Below are 26,481 nucleotides of genomic sequence, written 5' to 3'. Positions count from 1 at the left end.
GGCCGTGTCGCTACAGGCCGGACATGGCTGTACATCTGCATGAGGAAGACCTGCCGGGCGACGTGTTCGCTCCCGGCGCCGCGATCGCGGTGGATACCGAGACGATGGGGCTGATCACCCCACGCGACCGGTTGTGCCTGATTCAATTGTCGGACGGCGGCGGTGACGAGCATCTCGTCCGCTTCTCCCCCGGCAGCGACTATGCCGCACCGGTGCTGCGCGCGGTGTTGGCGGACCCGGCACGGCTGAAGCTCTATCATTTCGGCCGCTTCGATATCGCGGCGATCCGCCACTATCTCCACGTCGTGGCCGCCCCGGTCTATTGCACCAAGATCGCGTCGCGACTGGTACGAACCTACACCGATCGCCATGGGCTGAAGGAGCTGGTGCGCGAATTGCTGGGGCAGGACATTTCCAAGCAGCAGCAATCGTCGGACTGGGGCGGTCCGGTGCTGAGCGACGCGCAGCGCGATTATGCGGCGTCCGACGTCCGTTATCTCCACCGCCTCCGCGAGGAACTCGACCGGCGGCTGGCGCGCGAAGGGCGTACCGCGCTGGCGCAGGCCTGTTTCGACTTCCTGCCGGCGCGTGCCGAACTGGATCTGGCGGGCTGGCCCGAGGTGGACATCTTCGCGCATGTCTGATGTGGCGCTCCGGGTCCGGTCGGAGCGGCAACGCTGGGCGCAGCCCGGCGGGCGGCACGACCGGATCATCACGGCCGCCAATCGTGCGCTGCCGGTTTCGATCGGGGTGCTGTTCGCCTTTCTGGTCATGGCGCCGCTGACGATGGGCGGCGATGCGTCGTTCGTGCTCGACAAGAATCGCGTCGATGTCGCCAGGGAGCGGATGAAGCTTCAGCAGGCGCGGTACCGCGGCACCGATGCCAAGGGGCAGCCGTTCGAACTGGATGCCGGGTCCGCCGTGCAGAAAAGCTCCGCCGAACCGGTCGTGCGCATCGCCGATCTTGCCGCCGCGGTGCGGCTGTCGGACGGTCCGGCTACCATGACCGCGCCGACCGGGCGCTACGATATGGACAGCGAGCAGGTGAACGTCGACGGGCCGATCAAGGTACGTGGACCCAATGATTACACGCTCGACACCAGCAATGCGGTGATCGATCTGAAGTCGCGACAGTTGCGTTCCACCGCCGCGGCCGCCGGCACCGTGCGGCAGGGGACGTTCCGCGGCGACCGGATGCGCGCCGACCTGGAGGCGCGCACCGTCACGCTGGACGGCAATGCCCGCTTGCGGTTCAACCCGAGACGATAGAGAAGCCCCCGCATGTCGCGCCTCGCCGCTTTCGCCCTGCTGTCGCTCGTCGCCGTTCCCGCGGCGGCGCAGACACGCCACGATACCAACGCCCCGATCGATTTCGGCGCGGATCACATCGAGTTGCAGGATCGCGCCAACCGCGCGGTCCTGGCGGGCAACGTCAAGGTCCGTCAGGGGGAGATGACGCTGACCGCGCAGCGGATGACGGTGGCGTATACGGGGCAAGTGGTCGGCGGCAATCCGCAGGTATCGCGGCTCGACGCCAGCGGCGGGGTGACGGTGGTGCGCCCCAGCCAGACCGCGCGCAGCCAGTTTGGCGTCTACGATCTCAACCGCCGCGTCATCACCATGCTGGGTTCGGTGCGGCTGACGCAGGCCGGCAACACCGTGAACGGCGGGCGCCTGACCATCAACCTCGATACCGGGCGCGCGGTGATCGACGGGTCGTCGGTCGCCGGCGGCGGGTCGAACGCCGGCGGCAACGTGACGCAGGCGCCGGGCGGCCGCGTGACCGGCACCTTCTCGGTTCCCAAGCGCAACTGATCGCCCCGCGCACCGCCGGGGCTTCACGCGCGCACCCGCTTCATGCATGAAGCCTGCCATTCACGCGGGCGTTGACGGAGCGGTAACCCCCGTCCTGAATAGGCGAAGCACGATGGACAGCACGATCACATCGCCCGATCGCAACGGCCCGGACCATGGCGGTCCGGATCGCAGCGGGCTGGACCAGGTGGAACCGATCCACGAGGCGGAGGTCGGCAGCGGGCTGCAGGTGGTCTCGATCGCCAAAAGCTATGACAAGCGCGTCGTGCTGACCGACGTATCGGTGTCGGTCGGGCGCGGCGAGGTAATCGGGCTGCTCGGCCCCAACGGCGCGGGCAAGACGACCTGCTTCTATTCGGTGATGGGATTGGTGAAGCCCGATTCGGGCCGCATCATGCTCGATGGCGACGACATCACGGGGTTGCCGATGTACCGCCGTGCGATCCTCGGACTCGGCTATCTGCCGCAGGAAACGTCGATCTTTCGCGGGCTGACGATCGAGAAGAACATCTCCACCGTGCTGGAACTGGCCGAGCCGGATGCGGCGGCGCGCGCGGACAAGCTGGAGCGGCTGCTCGGCGATTTCGGGCTGACCCGCCTGCGCGACGCGCCGGCGATGGCGCTGTCGGGTGGTGAGCGGCGGCGGGCGGAGATCGCACGCGCGCTGGCCGCCGATCCGTCGATCATGCTGCTGGACGAGCCGTTCGCGGGCATCGACCCGATTTCGATCGCGGACATCCGCAACCTGGTGTGCCAGTTGAAGGACCGGGGTATCGGCGTGCTGATCACGGATCACAATGTCCGCGAAACGCTGGACATCGTCGATCGCGCCTACATCATCTACGACGGCAAGGTGCTGTTCACCGGCAGTCCCGAGGAACTGGTGCGCGACGAAAACGTCCGCCGCCTGTACCTGGGCGAGGATTTCGCGCTGTAGGCCATGGCAGCGCCCGCCTCCATGACCGTCATGCCGGCAGGGGCCTGTAACGTTCGCCGGCGGGACGGTTGCTAGCGTGAGCCTCGCCCCCCGTCTCGACCTGCGCCAGTCGCAATCGCTGGTGATGACGCCGCAGCTGCAGCAGGCGATCAAGCTGCTGGCGCTGAGCAACCTGGAGATCGAGGGCGTCATCGCCGAGGAGCTGGAGCGTAATCCGCTGCTCGAATCCACTGCCCCGGCCGAGGACGGGCCGGACCATGTCGCCACCGACACGCCGGCGCGGGAAGAGCCCGCCGGTGCCGACGAACTGGTGATGGCGGGCGAGGCCGCGGGCGAGTCGCTGGACGTCGACATCGCCGCGGAACGCTTCGACGATTCGCCCTCGGACCACAGTGGCCTGTCATCCACCGCCGCGCCTGCCGGCGGCACCGGGGAGGCGGTGGACCTCGATTCGTTTGCCGATACCAGCGAAAGCCTGGCCGACGTGCTGATGACGCAGGCCGGGGCGGCGTTCGACGCGCGCGATCTGTTCATCGCCCGCGCGCTGATCGACCAGATCGACGAGGCCGGGTACCTGCGCGCCGCGGTGGAGGATGTCGCAGCGCGGCTGGGGGTGCCGGCCGAGCGGGTGGCGGAGGTGCTGGCGACGATCCAGACCTTCGACCCGAGCGGGGTCGGCGCGCGTGATCTGGCCGAATGCCTCGCGATCCAGGCACGTGAGGTGAATCGCTACGACCCGTGCATCGCCAGGCTGCTCGAACACCTCGATCTGCTGGCGCGTGGCGACCTGACCCGGCTGAAGCGGCTGTGTCAGGTGGATGACGAGGACATGGCGGACATGATCCGCGAGGTGCGCGGCTACGATCCCAAGCCGGGCTGTCGTTACGGCGGCGAACCGCCCGCGCCGGTGATCCCCGACCTGTCGGTCACGCGCCTCAAGCGCGGCTGGGCGATCGAACTGAACGCCGCCACCCTGCCCCGCGTCCTGGTCAACACCGGTTACTATCACGAACTGGCCGACGGGCCGCAGGACAAGGCCGGCAAGGCGTGGCTCGCGGAGAAGCTGGCCAGCGCCAACTGGCTGGTCAAGGCGCTCGACCAGCGCCAGCGCACGATCATCCGCGTCGCGACCGAGATCGTCCGCCAGCAGGAAGCGTTTTTCCTGAAAGGCGTCGCACATCTGCGCCCGCTGACGCTGCGCCAGGTGGCCGAGGCGATCGATCTGCACGAATCGACCGTCAGCCGCGTCACGAGCAACAAATATCTCACCTGCGCGCGCGGGGTATTCGAGCTGAAATACTTCTTCACCTCGGCGATCGCCGCTGCGGATGGCGGCGATGCGGTATCGGCGGAGGCGGTGAAGAGCGCGATCCGCGCGCTGATCGCGGGCGAAGGCGATACGATCCTGTCCGACGACACGCTGGTCGAGCAATTGAACGCGAAGGGGTTCGACATCGCGCGGCGGACGGTGGCCAAATATCGTGAGGCGATCGGCATCGGCAGTTCGGTGCAACGCCGACGCGCCCGTGCGCTGCAAGGTGCCTGATTCTGCCAGCAGGCCGGACGCACCGGCGGGTCACGCACGATGCCACGTGCCCCTTTCCTACCCCACCGGCATCGACTTGGCGGTTGGTTCGCACCCCGCCATCACCTTCTCCTCTCCCTCCCGCGGTGTCGCCGGAGTGCGGGCGCGACGCCATCCGCCATGCAGATAATAGCCGATCATCAGCAGCATCGAGCCGAGCGATCCGGCCGGGAAGCTCCACCATATCGCGTCGGAACCCCAGGTCGGCTCCAGCCCCGTGGCCATGCCCAGCCGCAACGGGAACATCGCCACCGCCAGGATGACCAGCGGGCCGATCACCGCACCATTGGCGCGCACCGTCGCCGACAGCACCATCGACACGCCGAACAGGACGAAGCTCCACGCCGCGATCAGGTTGATGCGCACCGCGATATCGATTGCCGCGCCGTCACCGCCCAGAAACAGCCACAGCACATGCCGGTCGAGCAGGGTAAGCAACGCCACCAGCCCGCCGGTCAGCGCCAGATTGGTCAGGATGCCGACGCGGGTAATCCGGTCCACCCGCTCCCACGCGCCCGCGCCGATGTTCTGCGCCGCCATCGCGCTGACCGCGGCACCCACCGCCATCGCCGGCATCTGCACATAGGTCCATAGCTGGTTCGCAGCGCCGTAAGCCGCAGTGGTCGCGGTGCCGTGGCGATTGACCAGCCCGATCATCGCGAAGGCCGAGGTGGAGACGACCAGCATCTGCAATCCCATCGGCACGCCCTTCACCACGATCGTCCGCAACAATGCGGGGTCCGGGCGAAAATACCGCCACTCCGCCCCGCGCAGCCGGATCGGCAGGTCACAGGCGTAGATATAGCCGATCAGCGCCACCAGCGAGACGGCGTTGGCGATCAGCGTCGCATACGCCGATCCCTCGATCCCCAGCGCCGGGATCGGCCCGATCCCGCGGATCAGCAAGGGATTGAGCGCGACGTCGACCACCGAACCCAGCGCCATGAACTTCAGCGGCGTGATCGAATCACCGGTTCCGCGCAGCGCCATCGTCAGCAACACGGTCAGGAACCCCGGCACCATCGCCACGAAGATGACCCGGAGATAGGCGAGCGCCAGCGGATAGACCTCCGCCGGCGTGGCCAGCACGCGCAGGATGGCGGGGGCCGCCAGCAACCCCACCACCACCGTCGCCACCGACAGGATCGTGAACAGGCTGAGCGAGGTGCCCAGCACACGGCGCACCGCGGCGAGGTCGTGTCGCCCCATATGCTGGCCGATCAGGATCGTCGCCGCCATGCCGAAACCGAACACCGCGGCGATCAACAGGAACATGATGATGTTGGCGTTGGTGGTCGCCGCCAACGCCCGTTCGCCCAGAAACTGCCCGATCCAGATCGCATTGATCGACCCGTTCAGCGATTGCAGGATGCTCGATCCCAATGTCGGCAACGCGAACAACAGCAGCGTTCGGCCGATCGGCCCGGTGGTCAGATCCCGTTGCGGTGCGCGCGCCATATTTTTCCCCCGGCCGTGGCGACCAGCCTACCCGTCTTCACGTCGCCGCGACAGGAAGGCGATCAACGTTCGTCGCGTGCCGGCGCTCGATCGGGCGTCTCGGTGCCGCGACGCAGGTCGTTGCCCGCATTCTCCAGCGCCGTCCCGGTGCGATCGCGCGCCGTGTCCGCGCGGCGGCGCACCTCGTCTTCCAGCCGTTCGGAGGCGGCATCGATCCGGTCGGCGGCGCGGTCCAGTTGATCGGCGGCCAGCCCGTCGACGCGGTTCGCCACCCGGTCGCCGATCGCATCGGTGAGCGAGTCGACGCTGCGTGCGACGTTGTCGGACGCGCGTTCGACGTCGGCGGCGATCGCGTTGCCGGTGCGGTCGGCGTGATCCTCGGCACGCTCCGAACAGGCGGCCAGCGCCAGCGCGACCAGCGGGACGATCAGGGCCGGCTTCTTCATCGTATCTCTCCGTTCGCTCTCGGACGGCACAATCCGCCAGCGCCCGGCTTTGTTGCGTCAGCCGTCGCGCAGCGCGCGTCCGATCAGCGCGAAGAACGCGCGGCTGCCGTCGCTGGTGTCGACGTCCCATTCGGGATGCCATTGCACCGCCAGCACATCCGCCCCGCATGGCCGCGCCGCCACCGCCTCGATCACGCCGTCGTCGCTGGACAGCGCCTCCACGGTCAGGCCGCCGCCCAGACGCTCGATCGCCTGCTCGTGGACCGAGTGGACCGACAATCGCCGCTCGCCCGTGGCCTGCGCCAGCATGCCGCCTTCGATCAGCCGTACGTCGTGACGATGATCGAACAGCGTCGCATAGTCGGTATCGTCCCAGCCACCGCGCAAATGCCGGCCGCAGCAATTATCGCCGGACAGCGTGCCGCCGAACAGCACGTTGATCTCCTGCATGCCGCGGCAGATCCCGAAAACCGGCTTGCCCGCCTCGATCATCGCACCGGCCAGCGTCAGCGCCACCTCGTCGCGGTCGGGGTCGAGCGTACCGTCCCCGGCATCGCCGACCCCGCCGTAACGATCCGGTGCGACGTTCGAGCGCGATCCGGTGAGCAACAGTCCGTCGAGATAGCCGGTCAGCGCCTGCGTGTCGCACGCCGCCGCGATCGCGGGGACCAGCAACACGCAGGCGTCGGAAACACGCGCAAGCGGCGCGACGAAGCGGCTGGCGGCCACCTGTGCGGGGCGCTGCACCATTTCGTTGCAGCACAACACGCCGATCAACGGCTTGCGCGCCTCAGCCATCGCGAAGGTCCTCGCGCACGCGCCAGCCTACCGCATCGTCCAGCACCCGTGCCTCGGGCTGCACGACCGTCCGTCCCGCCGGCACGTCGTCCAGCAACCACACGTTGCCGCCGATCATCGCGCCCGTCCCGATCGTCACCCGTCCCAGGATCGTCGCCCCGGCATAGATGACCACATCGTCCTCCACGATCGGGTGACGCGCGTGGCGCGTGCGCGGGCGATCCGGATCGTCGCCGCGCGGGGTGCGCGCGCCCAGCGTCACATGCTGGTACAGGCGCACGCGCTCCCCGATGATCGCGGTTTCGCCGATCACCACCCCGGTGCCGTGGTCGATGAAGAACGATGCCCCGATCGTCGCACCGGGGTGAATGTCGATACCGGTCCGTTCGTTGGCCAGTTCCGACACCAGCCGTGCGACGATCGGCGCACCAAGTTCGTACAGCGTATGCGCGACGCGGTGATGCAGGCTGGCGATCGCGCCGGGATAGCAGACCAGGATCTCGTCGGCGCTGCGTGCGGCGGGGTCGCCCAGAAACGCCGCCTCGACGTCGCTGTCGATCAGTCGCCGCACCTCGCCCAGCCCGGCGACGAACAGCCGTACGATCGTCGTGGGCTGGTCCGCATCGAAACGGCCGCTGCTCGCCTCCGCCTGCCAATAGCCGAGTTCAGCGGCGATTTCCCGCTCCAGTTCGGTCGCCGCGGCAAGCAGTTTGGCGGCGACGAACCCGTCCTCGTCGGCGGGTGGACCGCGAAACTGGCCGAGCCGGCGCGGATAGAGCGCCCCCGCGAGCAACTCCATGACCCGTTCCAGCGCGCCGCGCGACGGAAAGCTGGCGGGGTCGCGCCCCGCATCGTGGCGCGTGCGCCACAGGCTGCGCGCCGCCCGCAGATCCGCGATCGCCGCCGCTATCGGCATAGCGCTGCCATTTGGGGTCATGGGCCGTCCTTTCGACGCCCATCATATCCCATCGATTGCGTGGGTCATGAAAGAAGCGCGCTACCCGCCCCCAAGCTGGGCTGCCCCGAACCGACGGGTCGCGCGGATCAGCGTTCGTCGAACGGCCCGATCACGGTGCCCACGAACCCGCCGGCAGCCTTCGTACTCAGGAACCGCACGTCGACGCCGGCGCGAAGCGTTCGTTTCGCGCCGCCATTGGCATAATCGAACGCCATCGTCCCGCCATTCGCGCGGATCGTCAGCGTCACCACGCGCGCCTGGTCGATCGGCGCTGTCGCCACCAACGTGTCCTCATCGGCACCGGTACGGGTCCACAAGGCTACCACCGGCTTGCCGCGCTGCTGCGTCACCCCGAACAGCAACAGCGAGCGATCGTTCTGCACCGCCGCCAACCCCGCACGTGCCCCGTCACGCCCGGGCACGTAGCGCATCGTCACCGCGACGGTCGCGACATGATGCTGCTGCCGTCGCCCCACGAACGACGGCACGCCGTTCAGGTCGCCGAACCGTGCGCCCGGCTGCAACGTCAGCGCGCCATTCGCGACGTGGTGGAACGGCTGCTTGGGCGTACGCAGCCCGATCCACTGCATCGCCAGTGTGTCGCCGGCGAATGCATCGAGATAGCCGAAGTCACCGCTGGTCGGCAGCGTCGGTGTCGCCCCACGTGGCAAGCGCGGCCGCGCGGCGGCGAACGGGATGCGCGCACCACGCGGCAGGATATGGGGCCAGCCGTCCCGCCACGTCACCGGCAGCAGGAACGTCTCGCGCCCGATGCTGTAGCGCCCGTCCTCATACGGCCGCGTCGCCAGGAAGGTCGCCCACCAATCGCCGGCCTGCGTCTGCACCAGCTTGGCATGCCCGGCCGACGACACCGGCTGCGCGCGGCCGGCGGGCAGATCGCGTTGCGTCAGGATCGGGTTTCCGGCGAACGGCACGAACGGCCCGCGCAGGCTTCGCGCGCGGAATACGACCTGGGAATGCTGGTCCTCGGTCCCGCCTTCCGCAGCGGTCAGATAATACCAGCCGTCCTTCTTCAGCAGGTGCGGCCCCTCGATCCACACCGGTTTGGTCGCGGGATCGACGCCGCCGTCGATCAGCTGCGTGCTCTCGCCCACCATCCTCCCGGCGCGCCAGTCATATTCCTGCACCCAGATCGCGCGATGCCCGTCGTAGCGCGGCGGTTCTGCGGGGGCGCGGTTGTTGACGATCCACGCGCGCCCGCCCTCCCAATAGATCGACGGATCGATCCCCTCGAACGGCAGCCATATCGGCCTGGACCACGGCCCGGCCGGATCGCGCGCGGTGACGATGAAATTGCCGCCGCATTCGACGCAGGTGTTGGCGATGTAGAAGGTACCGGCGTGGTAGGAGATGTCGGGGGCGAACACGCCCTGCGACGCGCGCCGCCCGGTAAAATCGAGTTGGTCGGGGCGGTCGATCGCGTTGCCGATCTGCGCCCAGTTCACCAGATCCTTCGACCGGAATACCGGGATCCCCGGAAAGTGCGCGAACGACGAATTGACCAGATAATAATCGTCACCGACCCGCGTGACCGAGGGATCGGGATAATAGCCGGCCACGACCGGGTTGCGATAGTGCCCGCGGGTGAGCGTCACCCGTTCCTGCGTGCGCCCATCGTAGCGAAACTGCGTGAATTTCGCGACCTGCGCCGCTGCGCTGCCCGCCATCAACGCGCCGCACAGGACCGCGATGCGCGCGATCATCCGGGTTCGACGACTGACCACCACTTCGCTCTCCCACCACCTTCGCCAGCGCGAAGCGTCGGCGAAGACTATAGGTTAGCGCTATCATGACAAGGGTTTGCGCGGTCGAAGCCGTCGCCGGATCAGGCGGGCCGCACGACGATGCTGATTGAGGAAGCTGGATGCCCGACAAGGACTCGAACCTTGATTGACGGAGTCAGAGTCCGCTCTCTTACCATTAGAGGATCGGGCAACAGCGGGGCGTCATTTATGGGCTGGGGCGCACCATGTCAACGCCTGCCTTGCCCCACGGAACGCGACTGTGTAGCTTGCAGATCAAGCACCGGGGGGTCGCAGGGGCGGCCCGGTCCGGAAGATACTAGAAAGTTGACGGCAATGGTGGATTTTACCGCCCAATTGCCGCGCCGGCAGGACGATACGCCTGCCCGTTCGGCCCGACCACAGCCGCGTCATGCGCGCGGCGCGCCGCGGCATTATGCCGCGCTCGACCTTGGCACCAACAATTGCCGGCTGCTGATCGCGCGCCCGCAAGGCGACGGCTTCGCGGTCGTCGATGCCTTCTCGCGAATCGTGCGGCTGGGCGAGGGACTGGCGCATAGCGGCGCGCTGTCCGATGCCGCGATCGAACGGACGATCGCCGCGCTGCGGGTGTGCGCCGACAAGCTGAAGCGCCGCAACGTCACGCTCGCGCGCTCGGTCGCGACCGAGGCGTGCCGCCGCGCCAACAACGGCGCCGCGTTCATCGCGCGGGTGCTGGAGGAAACCGGCATCCATCTCGACATCATCTCCGCCGAGGAGGAGGCGCGGCTGGCCGTCCTTGGTTGCCATGCGTTGCTGGAGCCGGGCAACGGCCCCGCGCTGGTGTTCGATATCGGCGGCGGCTCGACCGAGCTGGTGCTGATCGACGCCGACACCACGGTGCCGTGCGTCCGCGACTGGCACAGTGCGCCGTGGGGCGTCGTCTCGCTCACCGAAAGCGCCGGCGGCGGCGCGACCGCGGCGGAGCGCGAGCGGGCGTATCAGCGCATGCGCGCGCTGGTGACCGAAAGTTTCGCGCCGTTCGCCGCGCGTCTGCCGCGTCCCGACGGGATGCTGCGGCTGCTCGGCACGTCGGGCACGGTCACGACGCTGGCGAGCGTGCATCTCGGGCTGGAGCGGTACGATCGCGCGCAGGTCGACGGGTTGATCGCCCCCGCCGCGGCGATGCGGACCATCAGCCAGGAACTCGCCGGCATGTCATTGGCGGAGCGCGCGAAATTGCCATGCATCGGTCGCGAGCGCGCCGATCTGGTCGTCGCGGGCTGCGCGATCCTCGAAGGGATCCTGGACCTGTGGCCGGCCGAACGGCTGGGCGTCGCCGATCGTGGCATCCGTGAGGGCATCCTGCGCCGATTGATGGAGACGGGGGCATGAGGGGCACGGGTGCCGGGCGGCAGCGCGTCAAGACCGCGAAGCGGCGGACCGCGCAATCGACGCGCTGGCTCGAACGCCAGCTCAACGACCCCTATGTCCACCGCGCGCGCGCGGAAGGATACCGCAGCCGCGCGGCGTTCAAGCTGACCGAGCTGGACGAACGCTTCGGGCTGCTGAAGGGCGTGAAGCGCGTCGTCGACCTCGGCATCGCGCCGGGCGGGTGGAGCCAGGTGGTGCGCCGCACGACACCCGGCGCGGCGATCGTCGGCATCGACTTGCTGCCCGTCGATCCGATCGACGGCGTGACGATCTTCGAAATGGATTTCATGGACGATGCCGCGCCGGGCAAGCTGATGGAGGCGCTGGGCGGCGCGCCGGATCTGGTGCTGTCGGACATGGCCGCCAACACCGTCGGCCATCCGCAGACCGACGCGCTGCGGACGATGGCGCTGGTCGAGACCGCGCTGGCCTTCGCCGTCGACGTGCTGCGCCCCGGCGGCACCTTCGTGTCGAAGGTATTCGCCGGGGGCGCCGATTCGGCGCTGGTCGCGGAGATGAAGCGCAATTTCACGACCGTGAAACATGCCAAACCGCCGGCGAGCCGCAAGGGGTCGGTGGAATGGTTCGTCGTCGCGCAGGGGTTCAAGGGCCGCGCCGCTCGCCCCACGCAAGACGCACCGGCGCTTTCCTGACGCCGGATCGGCGATTGCGATCCAGGCAGTGAACCGTCACCCCGCCGCACGGACGGGGATGACGGAAGCGGGTCCGGGCAGGGGGTGGCGGTGACGCACCCTTGCGGCCGCTGCTACGCCTTCTTCGCCGCGATATATGCGTTCACCTGCTCCTCCAGCACGTCGAGCGGCAGCGCGCCCTGCCCCAGCACGGTTTCGTGGAAATCGCGCAGGTCGAACTTCGACCCCAGTTCGCGCTCCGCCTTCGTGCGAAGCTCGGCGATCTTCAGCTGCCCGACCATGTAGCTGGTCGCCTGCCCCGGCCAGTTGAAATAGCGGTCGACCTCACGCGCGATGTCGGTGTCGCTGACCGAACTGTTGGCGCGGAAATACGCCACCGCCTGCTCGCGCGTCCACAGTTTGGCATGGATGCCGGTGTCGAGCACCAGCCGGATCGCGCGCCACACCTGGTTGGAGAGCATCCCGAATTCGGCATAAGGGTCCTTGTACGCGCCCATCTCCTTGGCCAGCCGTTCGCTGTACAGGCCCCAACCCTCGACATATGCACCATAGCCGCCGAACGCGCGGAACCGCGGCAATCCCTCCAGCTCCATGGCGCGCGCGATCTGGAAATGATGCCCGGGGGCCGCCTCGTGCGCGGCGATCGCGTCGAGCTGGATCTTCTGCGTCTGCCGCATGTCGACCAGGTTGACGTAGAAGATGCCGGGCCGCGAACCATCCGGTGCGGGACGGTTGTAGAAGGCGGTGGACGCAGTCCCCTCCCGCCATTTCTCGACCGCGCGCACCTCCAGCTTCGCCTTGGGAAGGCGCACGAAGAATCGCGGCGCAGCGTCCATCATCTGCGCCACGAACGCGCGCGCGTCCTTCAGATACGCTTCACGCCCCGCGTCGGTGTTGGGGTATTTGAAACGTGGATCGGTGCGCACCGCTTCGAAGAATTGCTCCAGCGGGCCGGCGAAACCGACGCGCGTCTTCACCGCCTCCATTTCCTTGCGGATCGCGGCGACCTGCGCGAGGCCCAGCATATGGATTTGATCGGCGGTCAGATCGGTGGTCGTCGAGTCGCGCAACCGCACCGCATAATAATCGGCGCCCTGCGGCAGCTTCCACGCGCCGAAATTGCCGGTCGACTGCGGCTCGATCGCGTCCAGCGTCGCGAACATCAGCTGATAGCCGCGCTGCATCGGCCCGGTCATCGCCGCCGCGCCCGCCGCCAGCAACCGCCGCTTTTCCGCGTCGGATGCCTTCAGCGCGGTCACCTTCTTGCGGAAATCGGCCATCAGCGCCGAATCGGCACCGGCGGTGAACGGCGCGCCGCTCAGCACCTTGCGGGCGTCGGTGCGCACCGGCGCGAACACCATCTTCGGCGGGACGATGCCCATCTTCGCCTGTTCGCGCATCAGCGCCGCAGTCTCCCGCATCACGCGCTCCGAATCGCGGACACGCGCGACATAGGCCTCCGCGTCGGCCACGCTGTCGACACGGTGTTCGTTGATCAGGAACACCGGCACATCGCCCATCGGGCTGCCATTGGTCGACACCGGATAGCGCCATTTGCGGAACCGGAAGCCGTCGCGTGCGCGCTCCACCTGCTGCTCGAACAACCGGTAGCTCAGCTTCCCGCTCGCCCCCAGCCGCGCGGGCGAGAAGCCGGCACGCATCCCGCGCAACTGACGCTCGCCCAGATCGCGCTCGCGGATCGCAGCGGCGTCGGTGTTGTCGTCGAGCCGGTCGTAGTTCGTCTTCTTGCCGAGGCTGGTCTGCGTCTCCGGGCTCAGCGCGACGCGGGCATCGAACGCGCGGTCGAGGAACGCCGTCAGCCGCGCATCCTCCGCCGTCGTGGCGGCGACGGTCGGTGTCGTCGGAGCCTGCGCGACGAGCGGGGCCGCGGCGGCGAGCGCGGTGGAGGCGGCGAGCGCGAGGAACGGCGCGCGCATCAGTTCGGCCCCTGCCCGGCGGTGGTCGCCGCCGCGGTGGAGGGCGGCACGGGCGGCGCATCGGATCGCGCCACCGCCAATGCACGGTCGTACCATGCCGAAAGGTCGCGCTTCATCGTCACCAATGCTTCGGGATTGAGATAGGTCATGTGGCCCGCCGGATAATAAGTGAATGCCAGGTTCCGCTGCTGCGCGGGTTCGAGCATCATGTGCCCAAGATCGTTTTCCGTGCCGAAGAACGGCGTCGCCATGTCGTACCAGCCGTTCATCGAAAGCACCTGGAGATATGGGTTGGCGCGCATCGCGGCCGCCAGATCGACGGCGGTGTTGGGATTGTTCTGCTGCCCACCCCCGCGCAGCGGCGAATCGTGCTTCCAGTTCCACGTCCACCCCTTCGCATCGCGCGCCGACAACCGATACGGCATGTCGGTCTTGTAGCCGAGCGTGTGGGTCGCATAATCGTTGAAGGTCGCGATGAACGCCCCGGAAATCGCATCCGACGACACGTCGCTTTCGGGGCGCTCGCCCGCGGCATCGCTGTCGACCCCGACGTAGCGCGAATCGAACCGGCCGACCGTCTGCCGCGTGCCCCGCAGCAACTCCTTCTGGAACCGCGCCAGATCGACGCGCAGGTTGCTGCGGATCAGGAAGTCGGACGAAAGCCCGGTCAGCTCGCTCATCCGCCGCGCCACCGTATCGCGCTCCGCTGCGCCGATGTTCTGCCCCTTGGCCAGCGCCGACATATACGGCCCGACCGCGAAATCCCGTGCCTGCTGCACCGCCGTCGCCACGTCGGCGGGCCGGTTGGGCAGGCGATTGTGATACCATGCGGTCGCGGCATAGCTGGGCAAATAGTTCAGATAGACCTGGTCCAGCCCCGGCTGACGATAACCGTAATTCATGATCGAGCTGAGCAGGACGACGCCGTTCAGCGCCATGCCGCGATCCTGCAACTGGTACGCCAGCGCCCCCGACCGCAACGTGCCATAGCTTTCGCCGAAGATGAATTTGGGCGAGTTCCACCGTCCGAACTTGGTGGCGTACCGCAGGATCGCCCGGGCAAAGGCATCGGCATCCTCGTCGGTGCCGTAGAAGTCGGACGGCTTGGCATCGCCCAACGGTCGCGAATAACCCGCGCCGATCGCATCCAGGAACACCATGTCGGTTTTGTCGAGCAAGGTATGCGGGTTCGGCCCGAAGTCGTAGGGTGCCGGGCGAATGAACTCGGGGCTGCCGGTCTGCAACCGCATCGGTGCGAACGATCCCATGTGCAGCCAGAAGGTCGGGCTGCCCGGTCCGCCGTTGTAGAAGAAGGTAATCGGGCGCTTCGTTCCCGGTTTCGTACCGTCCAGCGTATAGGCGGTGTAGAACATCGACGCGTTCGGCTTGCCCTCCGGATCGCGCAGCGTCAGCGTGCCGGCGGTCGCGGTATAGCCCAGCCGCTTGCCCGCCACCGTCACCGCGCCCTTCGACGTCTCCTCGCGCTCCTGTACCGGGGCATTGGCATAGCCGGCCTCCGCCTCATCCTTCTGCACCTCGGCATTCGTCTTCCCGGATGTCTTCCCGGGCGGATTTCCCTGCGCGAGCACCGGCATCGCCGCAGCGGCAAGCAGGAAGGCGGCGTAACCGAAGCGCATCAGGCGATCCCCTTATCATAACAAGGGGATGGTGTAATCGTCACCGGTGAAACCATGCAAGCGTCGCGGTCAGTCGTCCTCGTCCTCGAACCCGACCAGCGCCAGCGCGCGCGCCCTGATCTGTCGCGTCATGCACCAATGAACCAGAGCTTCCTCGCGCCCGTGCGTCACCCACACCTCCTTCGGTGAGATTTCCGCGAGCGTCTGCGTCAATTCGTCCCAGTCGGCATGGTCGGACAGGATCAGCGGCAGTTCGACGTTCTTCTGCCGCGCACGTTGCCGGACCCGCATCCACCCGCTCGCCATCGCGGTGATCGGGTCGGGCAGCCGCCGCGACCAGCGATCGTTCAATGCGGAGGGCGGGCACATCACGACATGCCCGGCCATCTCGGCCTTCGCCACGCCGGCGACCGTACGCAACTCGCCCAGCCGCACGCCATGTTCGACGTACAGATCGCATAGCCGCTGCAACGCGCCATGCAGGAAGATCGGCGCTTCATGCCCCCGCTCGCGCAACTCGGCGATTACACGCTGCGCCTTGCCCAGCGCATAGGCGCCGACGACGATGCAGCGATCGGGATTGGCGTGCAGCCGCGCGATCAGCTTGTCGATCTCGTCGCCGGTGTCGGGGTGGCGGAACACCGGCAGCCCGAACGTCGCCTCGGTCACGAACACGTCGCATTTCACCGGCTCGAACGGCGTGCAGGTCGGGTCGGTCCTGCGCTTGTAATCGCCCGACACCACCACCCGCTCGCCACGGTGATCCAGCACGATCTGCGCCGAACCCAGCACATGCCCCGCCGGCACGAACCCGATCTCCACGTCGCCCAGCCGCACGCTGCCGCCATATCCGACCGGACGCGCCTCCTGCTCGCCATAACGCGCGTCCATGATCGCGAGCGTTTCGGGGGTGGCCCACACCGCACCATGCCCGCCCCGCGCGTGATCGGCATGGCCGTGCGTCACCAGTGCGCGGGGCACCGGGATCGACGGATCGATCCACGCGTCGGCGGGGCGCACGTAGATGCCGTGCGGATGCGGTTCCAGCCAATCGCCCAACGTTGCCATCCCGCAACAACCACGCGCGCGGATCGAAGTTCACCGGCGACACGTTGATGCGGCTAACAAACGGAGAAGCAACGATGTTCGGTGACGGCTTGTGGAGCTTCGTGGTGATCGCCGGGCCGATCATCCTGGTGGCCGCCCTGCTATTCGCGATGTTACGCAACCGCCGCACGCCGCGTCAGGAGGCGCGCACCGAGCAGGCGACGCGCGAATTGTACAAGCAGCAATCCGCCGAGGATCGTCCACGGACACCGTGAACGAAACGGCTTGGGGCCAGGACCAGGGCGAAGCGCGGCGGTTGTAGCGCGCCCGCCCGACGCTACATCGTTACCATGCCCGTCCGGACCCCCGCTTGACCTCCTTGCCCGCCGTCCTTGAGGACTGGTTCGCCACCCGTGGATGGCAACCCCGGCGACACCAGCTGGCGATGCTGGACGAAGCGCGGGCCGGGCGCCACGCGCTGCTGATCGCCGCCACCGGCGCAGGCAAGACGCTCGCCGGCTTTCTTCCCACGCTGGCGGAGCTGATCGAAACGCCGACCACCGGCCTGCACACCCTCTACGTCTCTCCGCTCAAGGCGCTGGCGGTGGATATCCAGCGCAACCTGCTCGGCCCGCTGGCCGAAATGGACGTCGACCTTCGCGTGGAGACCCGTACCGGGGACACGCCATCGGACCGCAAGGCACGGCAACGGGTCAAGCCGCCGCACATCCTGCTCACCACCCCCGAATCGCTGTCGCTGCTGCTCAGCTATCCCGACAGCTTCACGATGTTCGCGGGGCTGAAGACGATCGTCGTGGACGAGGTCCATGCCTTCGCCACCGGCAAGCGCGGCGATCTGCTCAACCTGTGCATGGCGCGGTTGCAGCGGATCGCCCCCGCATGCCGCCGCGTCGCGCTGTCCGCCACCGTCGCCGATCCGGACGGCTATCGCGCATGGCTCGCCCCCGATGGCGATATCGACCGGGTCGCGCTGGTCCATGGCGACGCCGGCGTCGATCCCGATATCGCCATCCTGCTGCCCGAGGGCCGTGTGCCCTGGGCCGGCCATTCGGGCCGCTATGCCGCCGAACAGGTGATGGCGGAGATCGAGACGCACCGTACCTCGATCGTCTTCTGCAACACCCGCAGCCTGGCCGAACTGATCTTCCAGGATCTGTGGAAGGCCAATGCGATGCAGCTGCCGATCGGCATTCACCACGGCAGCCTGGAAAAGGAGGCGCGACGCAAGGTGGAAAGCGCGATGGCCGACGGCCGCCTGCGCGCGCTGGTCGCCACCGCCAGCCTCGATCTGGGCGTCGACTGGGGCGATGTCGATTGCGTGATCCAGATGGGCGCACCCAAGGGATCGTCGCGGCTGCTGCAACGCATCGGCCGCTCCAACCATCGCCTCGATCAGGCGAGCGAGGCGATCGTCGTGCCCGGCAATCGCTTCGAATATCTGGAAGCCCGGGCCGCGCTGGATGCGGTGGAGGCCGGCGAACTCGATACCGACGTGTTCCGCATGGGCGCGCTCGACGTGCTGGCGCAGCATGTCATGGCCTGCGCCTGCGCCGCGCCGTTCGATCAGGCCGCGATGCTGGACGAATTGCGCAGCGCCCTGCCCTATTCCGCGCTGACCGACGAATTGTTCGACCGCGTGCTCGGCTTCATCCGCGACGGCGGCTATTCGCTGCGCGCCTACGACCGTTTCAAGCGGCTGACGCAGGGGCCGGACGGCCAATGGCGCGTCAGCCATCCGAAGTTCGTCGCACAACACCGTCTCAACGCCGGGATCATCGTCGAGGCGACGATGCTCAAGGTCCGCTTCCGCAACGGCCGCGCGCTGGGCAAGGTCGAGGAAGGCTTCGCCGCCACGCTCAGCCATGGCGACACGTTCTTCTTCGCCGGCCTGTCGCTGGAGGTCGAGAAGATCGACACCGAGGATCTGATCGTCCGCGCCACCAGTCGCCCGGCGCGCATCCCCACCTACGGCGGCAGCCGGATGCCGCTGTCGACCAATCTCGCCACGCGCGTGCGGCGCTTCCTGAACGAGCCGGGGGAATGGCACCGCTTTCCCGACGACGTGCGCGAATGGCTGGAAATCCAGCAGCGTCGCTCCACGCTGCCGCGCCCCGAACAATTGCTGATCGAAACCTTCCCGCGCGAGGGACGGCACTATATGATCGCCTATAGTTTCGAGGGGTGGAACGCGCACCAGTCGCTCGGCATGTTGGTGACGAAGCGGATGGAGACGCTCGGGCTGAAACCGCTCGGGTTCGTCGCCAACGATTATGCGATCGCCTGTTACGGGCTGGAGAAGATCACCGATCCGGCCGCGCTGTTTTCCGCCGATATTCTCGAACACGAATTCGTCGAATGGGTCGAACGGTCGCACCTGCTGAAGCGCGCCTTCCGCGAGGTGGCGGTGATCGGCGGCCTGGTCGAGCGTCAGCATCCCGGCAAGCGCAAGACCGGGCGACAGGTTACCTTCTCGACCGACCTGATCTACGACGTGCTGCGCCAGTACGAACCCGGCCATGTCCTGCTGGAGGCCGCCTGGGCGGACGCGCGCGCGCGGATGACCGACGTCGGTCGCCTTGCCGACCTGCTGGGCCGCGCCGCCGATACGATGGTCCACGTCGATCTGCCGCGCGTTACTCCGCTGGCAGTGCCGGTGCTGACGCTGATCGGGCGCGAGAAGGTGGCGACCGGCAGCGCCGACGACGCGCTGCTGATCGAGGCGGAGGCACTGGCCGCGGAGGCGATGCGCGTCGATTGATCGCGCATCCCATGCGGCGTAGGCTCCCGTGATGGAGAGGCTGTCCGCGCTGCTGCTGGCGTGCCTGCCGCTGCCCGTCATGGCGCAGCAGGCGGACCCCGCACCCGCGCCGCCCGCCACCGAGCCGCCCGCCACCGAGCCCCAGACCCCGCCCACCACACCGGGACCGGGCGACGACCTCGCCTTTCTCGATCACGAAGACCGCATGACCGTGCCCGTGCAGATCGCGGGCGCCGGCCCGTTCGCCTTCATCATCGACACCGGCGCGCAGCGCAGCGTCATCTCGCGCCAGCTTGCCGGGCGGCTCGGCCTGCCGGCGGGACGCCGCGTGCGCCTGACCGCGATCACCGGCACCAGCGCGGTCGACACGGTCGTCATCCCGTCGCTATCGGTCAGCACGCTGGGCGCGCGCCGTGTGGAGGCACCCGCGCTGGAGGCGCAGGACCTCGGCGCGCTCGGCATCCTCGGCATCGACACGTTGCAGGATCACGCGCTCACCATCGATTTCGACCGTCGGCGGATGACCGTCACCCCGGCGATCGGCCACAAGCCGCCACCGCGCGAAAGCGGGGAGATCGTGGTGCGGGCGCGCAGCCTGTTCGGGCAATTGGTCGTCACCGATGCCAGCGTCGCCGGGCGGCGGGTGCGCGTCGTGCTCGACACCGGCACCAGCGTCAGCCTCGGCAATCTCGCGCTGCGCCGCCTGCTCAGCCGCCGGACCGCAGGCGAACCGGCGATCTTCACCAGCGTGCTGGGCGATCAGATCACCACCGAATACGCCGCCTTGCCCGTGATGACGCTGGGCAGCGCGACCGTCCGGGCATTGCCGGTCGCGTTTGCCGATGCGCCGCCGTTCGCCGCGTTCGGGCTGGCGACGAAACCCGCGTTGCTGCTCGGCATGGACGCGCTGCGGCTGTTCCGCCGCGTGCATATCGATTTCGCCCGCCGCGAACTGCGGCTGCTGCTGCCCCGCAACCTGCGCCGCGCGAACTAGGCTGGATCGCCATACGGCACGTCACCGGTGCCGGACTGCTCGCCGATATGGCGCTCTCACGATCGGGTGGATCCGCTTCATCCAGCCGCCATTGCGAGCATAGCGAAGCAATCCGGCGTTCCGCCCAAGGCCCGCGCGTGCTTTGCTACGCCCGCGATGATGGCGTTCGCAGGACTTCGGCTGAAGGTCGGTCGGTCCAAACGGGTCGCGACCATTGATCGGGCGCGCCGACTCGGGCATGGCAAGGCATGGTTCCCGTTCCGTTCGCCGAACTGCGCTTTGCCGGGCACCTCTGGCATGCCTTGCCGGAGGGCGCGCTGTTCTGGCCGGCGCGGCGTGCGTTGCTGGTCGCGGACCTTCACCTCGAAAAGGCGAGCTGGTTCGCCCGCGGCGGGCAGATGCTGCCCCCGTACGATTCGATCGCGACGCTGACCGCGCTCGACGCGCTGGTCACGGCGACGCAGGCCGAGGAGATCTGGTGCCTGGGCGACAGCTTTCATGACGTGCAGGGCTGCGATCGCCTGCCGGACGCGGCGCGTGCGCTGCTGACGCGGCTGACCGCGCGCGCGCGCTGGACGTGGATCACCGGCAACCATGATCGCCATTTTGTCGATCGCTGCGGCGGCGCGGTGCGCGATGAGGCAGAGGTGGACGGCGTCGTCCTGCGGCACGAGGCCGAACCGTGCGAGGCGCGGCACGAAATGTCAGGCCATTTCCACCCCAAGCTGCGCGTACGGGTGCGGGGCAAGCTGGTCGCGCGCCGCTGCTTCGTGGCGACCGCGACCAAGCTGATCTTTCCTGCATTCGGCGCGCTGACCGGTGGGCTCGACGTCACCCATCCGGAGATCACCCGCGCGACCGGTGGCGGTGCGGAGGCGCTGGTCGCCCTCCCCGATCGCCTGCTGCGCTTCCCGCTGGCGGCGTAACGGCCGGCGGAACTCTTCGCGAGAGCCGCCACCCTCTCCTCCATCGCCCGCCGACCTGATTCGGGGTCCGCTTCTACGGTGCCCGGACGATCGTGGGAGCCTTGGACGGCGGTACCGTCCTACCCACGATGAAATTCACCGCCGCCGCGGCATGCAGCGCGGTCGTATCGAACAACGGCACCGCGGAGTCCTCCGTCGCGATCAGAAGCATGATCTCGGTACACCCAAGCACGATCGCCTCCACGCCCTGCGTGACCAGCCCGGCGATCACCGTCCGGTATCGTTCACGCGACTCATCGCGCACGAATCCCCGCACCAGTTCATCATAAATGATGGCATGCACCGTCGCCCGCCCCATGGCATCGGGGACCAGCACCTCCAGCCCGAAACCCGCGTTCAGCCGTTCGCGGTAGAAGGGCTCCTCCATCGTGAACGCGGTCCCGAGCAAGCCGACCCGCCGGTGCCCCGCGGCCACGATCGCCGCACCGGCCGCGTCGGCGATGTGCAGCAACGGCCGTGGTTGCGCCTGCTCGATCGTGTCGGCCAGCTTGTGCATCGTATTGGTGCACAACACGATCGCCTCTGCCCCGCCGTCCGCCAGCGTACGCGACGCCGCCACCATGCGCGCGCCCAGTGCCACCCAATCACCGCTATGCTGAAGCGCGGCGATCTCCGCAAAATCGACCGACAGCATCAATAGCGGTGCGGAATGCACGCCGCCCATCCGTTCGCGTACGCCCTGGTTGATGAGCCGATAATAATGCGCCGAACTTTCCCAGCTCATCCCGCCGATCAGCCCGATCGTCCGCATCAGGCCATCGTGCCGCGCAGCAACCGTGGCAGATCGCCGCTTTCGCCGCGCGCTTCGGCCATGAAGCGGTCCTTCAGCGGGGGCAGCCGATCGACCGCCGATATCCCGAACCGACGCACTGCGCTCGCCGTCTTGCCGGGTATCCCGAACAGCCGCGTCAGCGTATCCGTCGCCGCCGCGACCATGAACGTGTCCAGGCTGCGCCACGCCTCGTACCGCTTGAGCAACTGCGCGTCGCCCGCCTCCAGCCCCAGCCGTCGTCCCTCGACCAGCACCTCGACCAACGCCGCCACGTCGCGATAGCCCAGGTTCACTCCCTGCCCGGCGATCGGATGGATGCCGTGCGCGGCGTCGCCGACCAATACCATTCGCGTGTCGGTGACGCGCGCGGCGTGGTGGAAGCCGAGCGGGTAGCTGGCGCGCGGCGCAGGATGCGACAACGCGCCCAGAAACCCGCCCATCCTTTTCTCCGCCTCGGCCAGGAAGCCACGGTCGCCCAGCTTCAGCATTCCCGCCGCCTGATCCGCCGCCACCGTCCACACGATCGCCGAGCGGTGACCGGTGTCGTCGTCCGGCAACGGCAGCAATGCGAACGGCCCGCCGGGATAGAATATCTCGAACGCGACATTCTCGTGGCTGCGTTCGTGGTGAAACGCGCCGATGATCGCGGCGTGATCATATTGCCAGCGCGCTACCCGGATTCCCGCAGCATCGCGCGTCGGCGAGTTGCGCCCCTCCGCCGCGACCAGCAGGTCCGCACGCACCGTCACCCCGGACGACAGTGTCGCGCGCACCCCGTCGGCATCGCGCACGATCGCGGTCGCGCGGGTCTGCATCCGCAGATCGACCCGCTCCGCCGCGACCGCCGCATCGTACAGCGCACGGCGCAGCAACCGGTTCTCGTACATCGTGCCCAGCGCGGCATCGTCGGCGGCCGGGATGAAATCCAGCTTGCCCGGCGCCAGCCCGTCGCTGACGCGGATCTGCCGGATTTCGCAGCCGCGCCCGTGCAGCGCCGCCCCTACCCCGATCGCGTCGAGCATCTTGTGGCTGGCGCTCGCCACCGCGGAGGCGCGACCGTCGAATCCGGCCGCCAGCATCACCGCCGGATCGGCGGGATCGACGACGATCGCGGACAGGCCGTGTCGGTCGAGCGCGACCGCAAGCGCGCTCCCGACCAGTCCGCCGCCGAGGATGAGCACGTCTGCCCGCGCATCTGCATGGTCCATATCCTGCCCTACCCCGTGCTGCGCGACCTGCCAACGCCTGCCGCCATCTTGACGTACAACGCGCGCAGGCGGACAATGCGAGCGTATTTTTCTGACATCGTTGGGGGTTGGTGATGGCGAGCCGGGCTGACGCGCCGTTGTGGCGTGAGACGGTCAAGGCGGGGGCGTTGCGCAGCGCGGCGTTGATCGCCGCGATCGCATTGTTCGTGGCGACGGTGGCGATGGCGGTGGCGCTGGCCACCTATCGTCCCGGCGACGCGGCGCTCAATACCGCGGCGGCGGGCGTGTCGGGCAATCTGCTCGGACCGCCCGGCGCGTGGTTCGCCGATTTCGCCCTGACGCTATTCGGACCTGCGGCGGCGCTGCTGCTGCCCGTCGCGCCGATCGTCGCGCTGCGGCTGTGGCGGTCGCAGCCGACCGGCGATGGCTGGCGGATGCTGCGCAATACCGCCGCCGGCGTGGCGTTGATGGCGATCACGCTGGCCTGCGTCGCGCCCGGCGCGGTACCGGCGCTGCCGTTCGGCTGGGGCGGCGCAGTCGGCTCGGGCGTTGTCGCGGCGTTCCGCTCGGCGGTCGCGTTGATCGGCGAGGTACAGGTGACGTGGTGGAGCGTGGTCGCACTGGGCATCGTCACCGGCATCGCCGGGGCGATCGTCTGGGGCCGCAGCCTAGAGATCGATCTGGCGCGCTTCACGCCCTCCCCGCGCCTGCTGCGCCGACGCGCGCGCGACGATGATGGCGAGGATCTGGACGAAGGCGATCTCGCCGATGACGGTGAAGACGGCGACGCCCCGTTCGCTCTATCCCGCGCTCCCGCGCCGCGTGCCGTCGCGCAGCCCGATAATCGTCCCGCGCCGGTTATCAGCGATCGCACCATTGCGCCATCGCTCGCGCCGCCCAAGCCGCAGCAGCGGCTCGACCTGCGCGACAGCTTCGTGCTTCCCGGCCTCGACCTGCTGACCCCCTCCCCCGTCAACCAGAGCGGCCCGATCGACAAGGCCGGGCTGGAGCGCAATGCGCGCCTGCTCGAAACCGTGCTCGACGACTTCAAGGTGCAGGGCGCGATCACCGAGGTGCGTCCCGGGCCGGTCGTCACGATGTACGAACTCGAACCGGCGCCGGGCACCAAGGCCAACCGCGTCATCGCGCTGGCCGACGATATCGCACGCAACATGTCGGCGATCTCGGCGCGCGTCGCGACGATTCCGGGTCGGTCGGTGATCGGCATCGAACTGCCCAATGCCAAGCGGGAAATGGTGTCGCTCCACGAACTCGTCGCCAGCCAGGCGTTCGAGGATCAGACCGCGCAACTGCCGGTGATCCTCGGCAAGAACATCGCCGGCGATCCCGTCATCGCCGATCTCGCGCCGATGCCGCACTTGCTGGTCGCGGGTACCACCGGTTCGGGCAAGTCGGTCGGCCTCAACGGCATGATCCTGTCGCTGCTCTACCGGCTGACCCCGGACCAGTGCCGTATGATCATGATCGATCCGAAGATGCTGGAACTCAGCATGTACGACGACATCCCCCACCTGTTGTCGCCGGTCGTGACCGATCCGTCCAAGGCGGTGCGCGCGCTGAAATGGGCGGTGGAGACGATGGAGGATCGCTACCGGCAGATGTCGTCCGTCGGCGTGCGCAGCCTCGCAAGCTTCAACGACAAGGTTCGTGCCGCCCGCGCCAAGGGTACGCCGCTCGGCCGCCGCGTCCAGACCGGCTATGGCGAGAACGGCCAGCCGATCTACGAGGAGGAGCAGCTTGATTACGACGTCCTGCCGCAGATCGTGGTCATCGTCGACGAGCTGGCCGACCTGATGATGACCGCCGGCAAGGAAGTCGAATTCCTGATCCAGCGCCTCGCGCAAAAGGCGCGCGCGGCGGGGATCCATCTGATCATGGCGACACAGCGCCCGTCGGTCGACGTCATCACCGGCGTCATCAAGGCGAACCTGCCGACGCGCATCAGCTTCCATGTCACCAGCAAGATCGATTCGCGCACCATCCTCGGCGAACAGGGTGCCGAACAGCTGCTGGGGCGCGGCGACATGCTGTACATGCCCGGCGGCAAGGGCATCGTCCGCGTCCACGGCCCGTTCGTCAGCGACGATGAAGTCCGCGCGGTTACCGACCATTGGCGCGCGCAGGGACAGCCCGATTATATCGAGTCGGTCACCGAGGAGCCGGCGGAGAGTTTCGCGCTCGAAGGCGCACCGACCGGCGAGGATTCGGCCGAGGACCAGCAATATCGCGCCGCCGTCTCGATCGTCTGCGGCAGCCAGAAGGCGTCGACCTCCTGGCTCCAGCGGCAGTTGCGCATCGGCTACAACAGCGCCGCACGCCTGATCGAACGCATGGAGAAGGAAGGCGTCGTCAGTCGCCCCGACCATGTCGGCCGCCGCGAAGTGCTCCGCGACACCGACGGCAACCCTGCCTGAAGCGACCGGCGCGCGCGGCGATCGCGCGCGCCGCCGCGATCAGCCGAGATGCTCGGCGAAGAACGCCGCGGTACGCTCGTCCGCCAGCCGCGCCGCCGCGTCGGACCGGCGTTTGCCGAACTCGGTTGCGAAGCCGTGATCCTCGTCGGGGTAGTCGTGGAGCGTCACCTTGGGGTGGTCGTCCAGACCGGCGTGCATCGCCGCCTGCGCATCCCCGTCTACGAAGCCGTCATCGCCGGCGATGTGCAGCATCAGCGGGCGGGCGATCGCGCGCTTCTCGCCAAGCAATCCATCCACCCCGACCGCATAATAGCCGACGGTGGCATCCACATCGGTGCGCGCCGCCGCCATGAACGCCAGCCTGCCGCCCAGACAATAACCGACTGCGCCGACCTTCGCCGACCCGCCGTCGCGTGCGTGGCGGATCGTCGCCTCGATGTCGGCGATCGCCTGATCCTGATCGAAGCGTCCCATCAACGCCAGCGCCCGCTCCATCTCCGGCGCGACATCCGCGTCAAGCTCGATGCCGGTCTCGATGCGCCAGAACAGGTCGGGCGCGATCGCAAGATAGCCAGCCTCCGCCAGCGTATCGCACTTGCGCCGAATGCCGGCGTTCACCCCGAAGATCTCCTGGATGACCACGATAGCGGCGCGCGGCGTTCCCGCGGGCGCGGCGCGATATGCCGGCATCGCCGCGCTATCGAGGGTGGGGATCGAGATCATCGCGGTCATATCGGTGCGCCTCCTGAAAGCAGTTGCTCCACACAGCGCACCATCGCCCGCAAAGTGCCACGCCCTCCGGCCGCGACATTGCGGTCGACGCCGCTTCCCGCGCATAACGGCTGGGCGGTACGCGCAGC

Annotated in this window: 23 protein-coding genes and 1 tRNA gene; 12 read left to right on the top strand and 12 right to left on the bottom strand. The window is 68.2% G+C overall.

The window, feature by feature from the left end; genetic code table 11:
* The first annotated feature begins 23 nt into the window (after positions 1 to 23).
* The 5 genes from ASE95_RS07135 (at position 24) to rpoN (ending at position 4,298) form a co-directional block, all read left to right on the top strand.
* Complete coding sequence (locus tag ASE95_RS07135) at positions 24 to 644, top strand: ribonuclease D (protein ID WP_056633823.1); 621 nt, start codon at positions 24 to 26, stop codon at positions 642 to 644.
* On the top strand, positions 637 to 1,269 hold the full coding sequence (gene lptC / locus ASE95_RS07130; RefSeq protein WP_056633821.1) for an LPS export ABC transporter periplasmic protein LptC: 633 nt from the start codon (positions 637 to 639) through the stop codon (positions 1,267 to 1,269). The genes ASE95_RS07135 and lptC overlap by 8 nt, the downstream gene beginning before the upstream one ends.
* 12 nt (positions 1,270 to 1,281) lie before the next feature.
* Positions 1,282 to 1,815, top strand: coding sequence for an LptA/OstA family protein (locus ASE95_RS07125; protein WP_056633817.1), 534 nt, complete (start codon positions 1,282 to 1,284; stop codon positions 1,813 to 1,815).
* Between the two features lie 112 nt (positions 1,816 to 1,927).
* Entirely contained in the window at positions 1,928 to 2,752 is an 825-nt protein-coding gene (gene lptB / locus ASE95_RS07120) for an LPS export ABC transporter ATP-binding protein (protein WP_082449999.1), read from the top strand.
* Between the two features lie 76 nt (positions 2,753 to 2,828).
* Entirely contained in the window at positions 2,829 to 4,298 is a 1,470-nt protein-coding gene (gene rpoN / locus ASE95_RS07115; RefSeq protein ID WP_056633814.1) for an RNA polymerase factor sigma-54, read from the top strand.
* A 57-nt stretch (positions 4,299 to 4,355) separates the two neighbouring features.
* Here the strand turns inward: rpoN and ASE95_RS07110 are convergent, their stop codons facing one another.
* From ASE95_RS07110 to ASE95_RS07085, 6 genes are all read right to left on the bottom strand, one after another.
* Positions 4,356 to 5,795, bottom strand: a complete 1,440-nt coding sequence (locus ASE95_RS07110) for an MATE family efflux transporter (RefSeq protein ID WP_056633811.1) — start codon at positions 5,793 to 5,795, stop codon at positions 4,356 to 4,358.
* Positions 5,796 to 5,857: 62 nt separating this feature from the next.
* Positions 5,858 to 6,241, bottom strand: a complete 384-nt coding sequence (locus ASE95_RS07105; RefSeq protein ID WP_056633808.1) for a hypothetical protein — start codon at positions 6,239 to 6,241, stop codon at positions 5,858 to 5,860.
* Positions 6,242 to 6,298: 57 nt separating this feature from the next.
* The gene (locus ASE95_RS07100) at positions 6,299 to 7,039 is read right to left on the bottom strand and encodes a gamma-glutamyl-gamma-aminobutyrate hydrolase family protein (RefSeq protein ID WP_200918772.1); all 741 of its coding nucleotides are present in this window, start codon (positions 7,037 to 7,039) and stop codon (positions 6,299 to 6,301) included.
* Positions 7,032 to 7,955, bottom strand: a complete 924-nt coding sequence (gene epsC / locus ASE95_RS07095; RefSeq protein ID WP_235528228.1) for a serine O-acetyltransferase EpsC — start codon at positions 7,953 to 7,955, stop codon at positions 7,032 to 7,034. The genes ASE95_RS07100 and epsC overlap by 8 nt, the downstream gene beginning before the upstream one ends.
* Positions 7,956 to 8,083: 128 nt before the next feature.
* Positions 8,084 to 9,721, bottom strand: a complete 1,638-nt coding sequence (locus tag ASE95_RS07090; RefSeq protein ID WP_056633802.1) for a glycoside hydrolase family 43 protein — start codon at positions 9,719 to 9,721, stop codon at positions 8,084 to 8,086.
* A 158-nt stretch (positions 9,722 to 9,879) separates the two neighbouring features.
* Positions 9,880 to 9,953, bottom strand: a tRNA-Gln gene (locus ASE95_RS07085).
* Positions 9,954 to 10,096: 143 nt separating this feature from the next.
* Here ASE95_RS07085 and ASE95_RS07080 point away from each other — a divergent pair.
* Together ASE95_RS07080 and ASE95_RS07075 are read left to right on the top strand one after the other, a co-directional pair.
* Positions 10,097 to 11,134 (top strand): Ppx/GppA phosphatase family protein, encoded by a 1,038-nt coding sequence (locus ASE95_RS07080; protein WP_082449998.1) that lies wholly within the window; start codon positions 10,097 to 10,099, stop codon positions 11,132 to 11,134.
* Positions 11,131 to 11,826, top strand: a complete 696-nt coding sequence (locus tag ASE95_RS07075; protein ID WP_056633799.1) for an RlmE family RNA methyltransferase — start codon at positions 11,131 to 11,133, stop codon at positions 11,824 to 11,826. The genes ASE95_RS07080 and ASE95_RS07075 overlap by 4 nt, the downstream gene beginning before the upstream one ends.
* A 113-nt stretch (positions 11,827 to 11,939) precedes the next feature.
* Here ASE95_RS07075 and ASE95_RS07070 read toward each other — a convergent pair whose 3' ends face one another.
* From ASE95_RS07070 to ASE95_RS07060, 3 genes are all read right to left on the bottom strand, one after another.
* A complete protein-coding gene (locus ASE95_RS07070; protein ID WP_056635847.1) occupies positions 11,940 to 13,763 on the bottom strand; it encodes a DUF885 domain-containing protein in 1,824 nt (607 codons plus the stop codon).
* Positions 13,763 to 15,400 carry a S10 family peptidase gene (locus ASE95_RS07065; protein WP_056633796.1) on the bottom strand — a complete coding sequence of 546 codons (1,638 nt, stop codon included), beginning with the start codon at positions 15,398 to 15,400 and terminating at the stop codon, positions 13,763 to 13,765. Before ASE95_RS07065 ends, ASE95_RS07070 begins: the two co-directional genes overlap by 1 nt.
* A gap of 69 nt (positions 15,401 to 15,469) precedes the next feature.
* A complete protein-coding gene (locus tag ASE95_RS07060) occupies positions 15,470 to 16,468 on the bottom strand; it encodes a ligase-associated DNA damage response exonuclease (RefSeq protein WP_056633793.1) in 999 nt (332 codons plus the stop codon).
* Positions 16,469 to 16,542: 74 nt separating this feature from the next.
* On the opposite strand from ASE95_RS07060, the gene ASE95_RS07055 reads away from it, so the two are divergent.
* From ASE95_RS07055 to pdeM, 4 genes are all read left to right on the top strand, one after another.
* Complete coding sequence (locus ASE95_RS07055; RefSeq protein WP_056633791.1) at positions 16,543 to 16,722, top strand: hypothetical protein; 180 nt, start codon at positions 16,543 to 16,545, stop codon at positions 16,720 to 16,722.
* Positions 16,723 to 16,817: 95 nt separating this feature from the next.
* A complete protein-coding gene (locus ASE95_RS07050; protein ID WP_082449997.1) occupies positions 16,818 to 19,226 on the top strand; it encodes a ligase-associated DNA damage response DEXH box helicase in 2,409 nt (802 codons plus the stop codon).
* A gap of 31 nt (positions 19,227 to 19,257) precedes the next feature.
* On the top strand, positions 19,258 to 20,220 hold the full coding sequence (locus ASE95_RS07045; RefSeq protein ID WP_056633787.1) for an aspartyl protease family protein: 963 nt from the start codon (positions 19,258 to 19,260) through the stop codon (positions 20,218 to 20,220).
* A 248-nt stretch (positions 20,221 to 20,468) separates the two neighbouring features.
* Positions 20,469 to 21,146 carry a ligase-associated DNA damage response endonuclease PdeM gene (gene pdeM, locus ASE95_RS07040; RefSeq protein WP_056633784.1) on the top strand — a complete coding sequence of 226 codons (678 nt, stop codon included), beginning with the start codon at positions 20,469 to 20,471 and terminating at the stop codon, positions 21,144 to 21,146.
* Positions 21,147 to 21,219: 73 nt separating this feature from the next.
* On the opposite strand, the gene ASE95_RS07035 is transcribed toward pdeM, so the two are convergent.
* On the bottom strand, positions 21,220 to 21,957 hold the full coding sequence (locus ASE95_RS07035) for an aspartate/glutamate racemase family protein (RefSeq protein ID WP_056633781.1): 738 nt from the start codon (positions 21,955 to 21,957) through the stop codon (positions 21,220 to 21,222).
* Positions 21,957 to 23,186 (bottom strand): UbiH/UbiF/VisC/COQ6 family ubiquinone biosynthesis hydroxylase, encoded by a 1,230-nt coding sequence (locus ASE95_RS07030; RefSeq protein ID WP_056633777.1) that lies wholly within the window; start codon positions 23,184 to 23,186, stop codon positions 21,957 to 21,959. The genes ASE95_RS07035 and ASE95_RS07030 overlap by 1 nt, the downstream gene beginning before the upstream one ends.
* Before the next feature lie 113 nt (positions 23,187 to 23,299).
* Between ASE95_RS07030 and ASE95_RS07025 the strand changes: the two genes are divergently transcribed.
* Positions 23,300 to 25,621: an FtsK/SpoIIIE family DNA translocase gene (locus ASE95_RS07025; RefSeq protein WP_056633775.1), complete on the top strand. Its 2,322-nt coding sequence runs from the start codon at positions 23,300 to 23,302 to the stop codon at positions 25,619 to 25,621.
* A gap of 39 nt (positions 25,622 to 25,660) precedes the next feature.
* Here ASE95_RS07025 and ASE95_RS07020 read toward each other — a convergent pair whose 3' ends face one another.
* Complete coding sequence (locus ASE95_RS07020; RefSeq protein WP_056633772.1) at positions 25,661 to 26,353, bottom strand: dienelactone hydrolase family protein; 693 nt, start codon at positions 26,351 to 26,353, stop codon at positions 25,661 to 25,663.
* Positions 26,354 to 26,481 lie beyond the last annotated feature (128 nt).

Source organism: Sphingomonas sp. Leaf231, assembly GCF_001421995.1.
In the GTDB taxonomy this organism is placed as follows: domain Bacteria; phylum Pseudomonadota; class Alphaproteobacteria; order Sphingomonadales; family Sphingomonadaceae; genus Sphingomonas.
The sequence above is the reverse complement of the archived record's forward strand: the minus strand, read 5'-3'. Positions and strand labels throughout refer to the sequence as shown.

Bases quoted from the DNA above. Each gene is read 5' to 3' on its own strand.
- ASE95_RS07135 (WP_056633823.1), top strand. From the start codon at position 24: ATGGCTGTACATCTGCATGAGGAAGACCTGCCGGGCGACGTGTTCGCT.
- lptC (WP_056633821.1), top strand. From the start codon at position 637: ATGTCTGATGTGGCGCTCCGGGTCCGGTCGGAGCGGCAACGCTGGGCG.
- ASE95_RS07125 (WP_056633817.1), top strand. From the start codon at position 1,282: ATGTCGCGCCTCGCCGCTTTCGCCCTGCTGTCGCTCGTCGCCGTTCCC.
- lptB (WP_082449999.1), top strand. From the start codon at position 1,928: ATGGACAGCACGATCACATCGCCCGATCGCAACGGCCCGGACCATGGC.
- ASE95_RS07110 (WP_056633811.1), bottom strand. From the start codon at position 5,795: ATGGCGCGCGCACCGCAACGGGATCTGACCACCGGGCCGATCGGCCGA.
- ASE95_RS07105 (WP_056633808.1), bottom strand. From the start codon at position 6,241: ATGAAGAAGCCGGCCCTGATCGTCCCGCTGGTCGCGCTGGCGCTGGCC.
- ASE95_RS07100 (WP_200918772.1), bottom strand. From the start codon at position 7,039: ATGGCTGAGGCGCGCAAGCCGTTGATCGGCGTGTTGTGCTGCAACGAA.
- epsC (WP_235528228.1), bottom strand. From the start codon at position 7,955: ATGCCGATAGCGGCGGCGATCGCGGATCTGCGGGCGGCGCGCAGCCTG.
- ASE95_RS07090 (WP_056633802.1), bottom strand. From the start codon at position 9,721: ATGATCGCGCGCATCGCGGTCCTGTGCGGCGCGTTGATGGCGGGCAGC.
- ASE95_RS07080 (WP_082449998.1), top strand. From the start codon at position 10,097: ATGGTGGATTTTACCGCCCAATTGCCGCGCCGGCAGGACGATACGCCT.
- ASE95_RS07075 (WP_056633799.1), top strand. From the start codon at position 11,131: ATGAGGGGCACGGGTGCCGGGCGGCAGCGCGTCAAGACCGCGAAGCGG.
- ASE95_RS07070 (WP_056635847.1), bottom strand. From the start codon at position 13,763: ATGCGCGCGCCGTTCCTCGCGCTCGCCGCCTCCACCGCGCTCGCCGCC.
- ASE95_RS07065 (WP_056633796.1), bottom strand. From the start codon at position 15,400: ATGCGCTTCGGTTACGCCGCCTTCCTGCTTGCCGCTGCGGCGATGCCG.
- ASE95_RS07060 (WP_056633793.1), bottom strand. From the start codon at position 16,468: ATGGCAACGTTGGGCGATTGGCTGGAACCGCATCCGCACGGCATCTAC.
- ASE95_RS07055 (WP_056633791.1), top strand. From the start codon at position 16,543: ATGTTCGGTGACGGCTTGTGGAGCTTCGTGGTGATCGCCGGGCCGATC.
- ASE95_RS07045 (WP_056633787.1), top strand. From the start codon at position 19,258: ATGGAGAGGCTGTCCGCGCTGCTGCTGGCGTGCCTGCCGCTGCCCGTC.
- pdeM (WP_056633784.1), top strand. From the start codon at position 20,469: ATGGTTCCCGTTCCGTTCGCCGAACTGCGCTTTGCCGGGCACCTCTGG.
- ASE95_RS07035 (WP_056633781.1), bottom strand. From the start codon at position 21,957: ATGCGGACGATCGGGCTGATCGGCGGGATGAGCTGGGAAAGTTCGGCG.
- ASE95_RS07030 (WP_056633777.1), bottom strand. From the start codon at position 23,186: ATGGACCATGCAGATGCGCGGGCAGACGTGCTCATCCTCGGCGGCGGA.
- ASE95_RS07025 (WP_056633775.1), top strand. From the start codon at position 23,300: ATGGCGAGCCGGGCTGACGCGCCGTTGTGGCGTGAGACGGTCAAGGCG.
- ASE95_RS07020 (WP_056633772.1), bottom strand. From the start codon at position 26,353: ATGACCGCGATGATCTCGATCCCCACCCTCGATAGCGCGGCGATGCCG.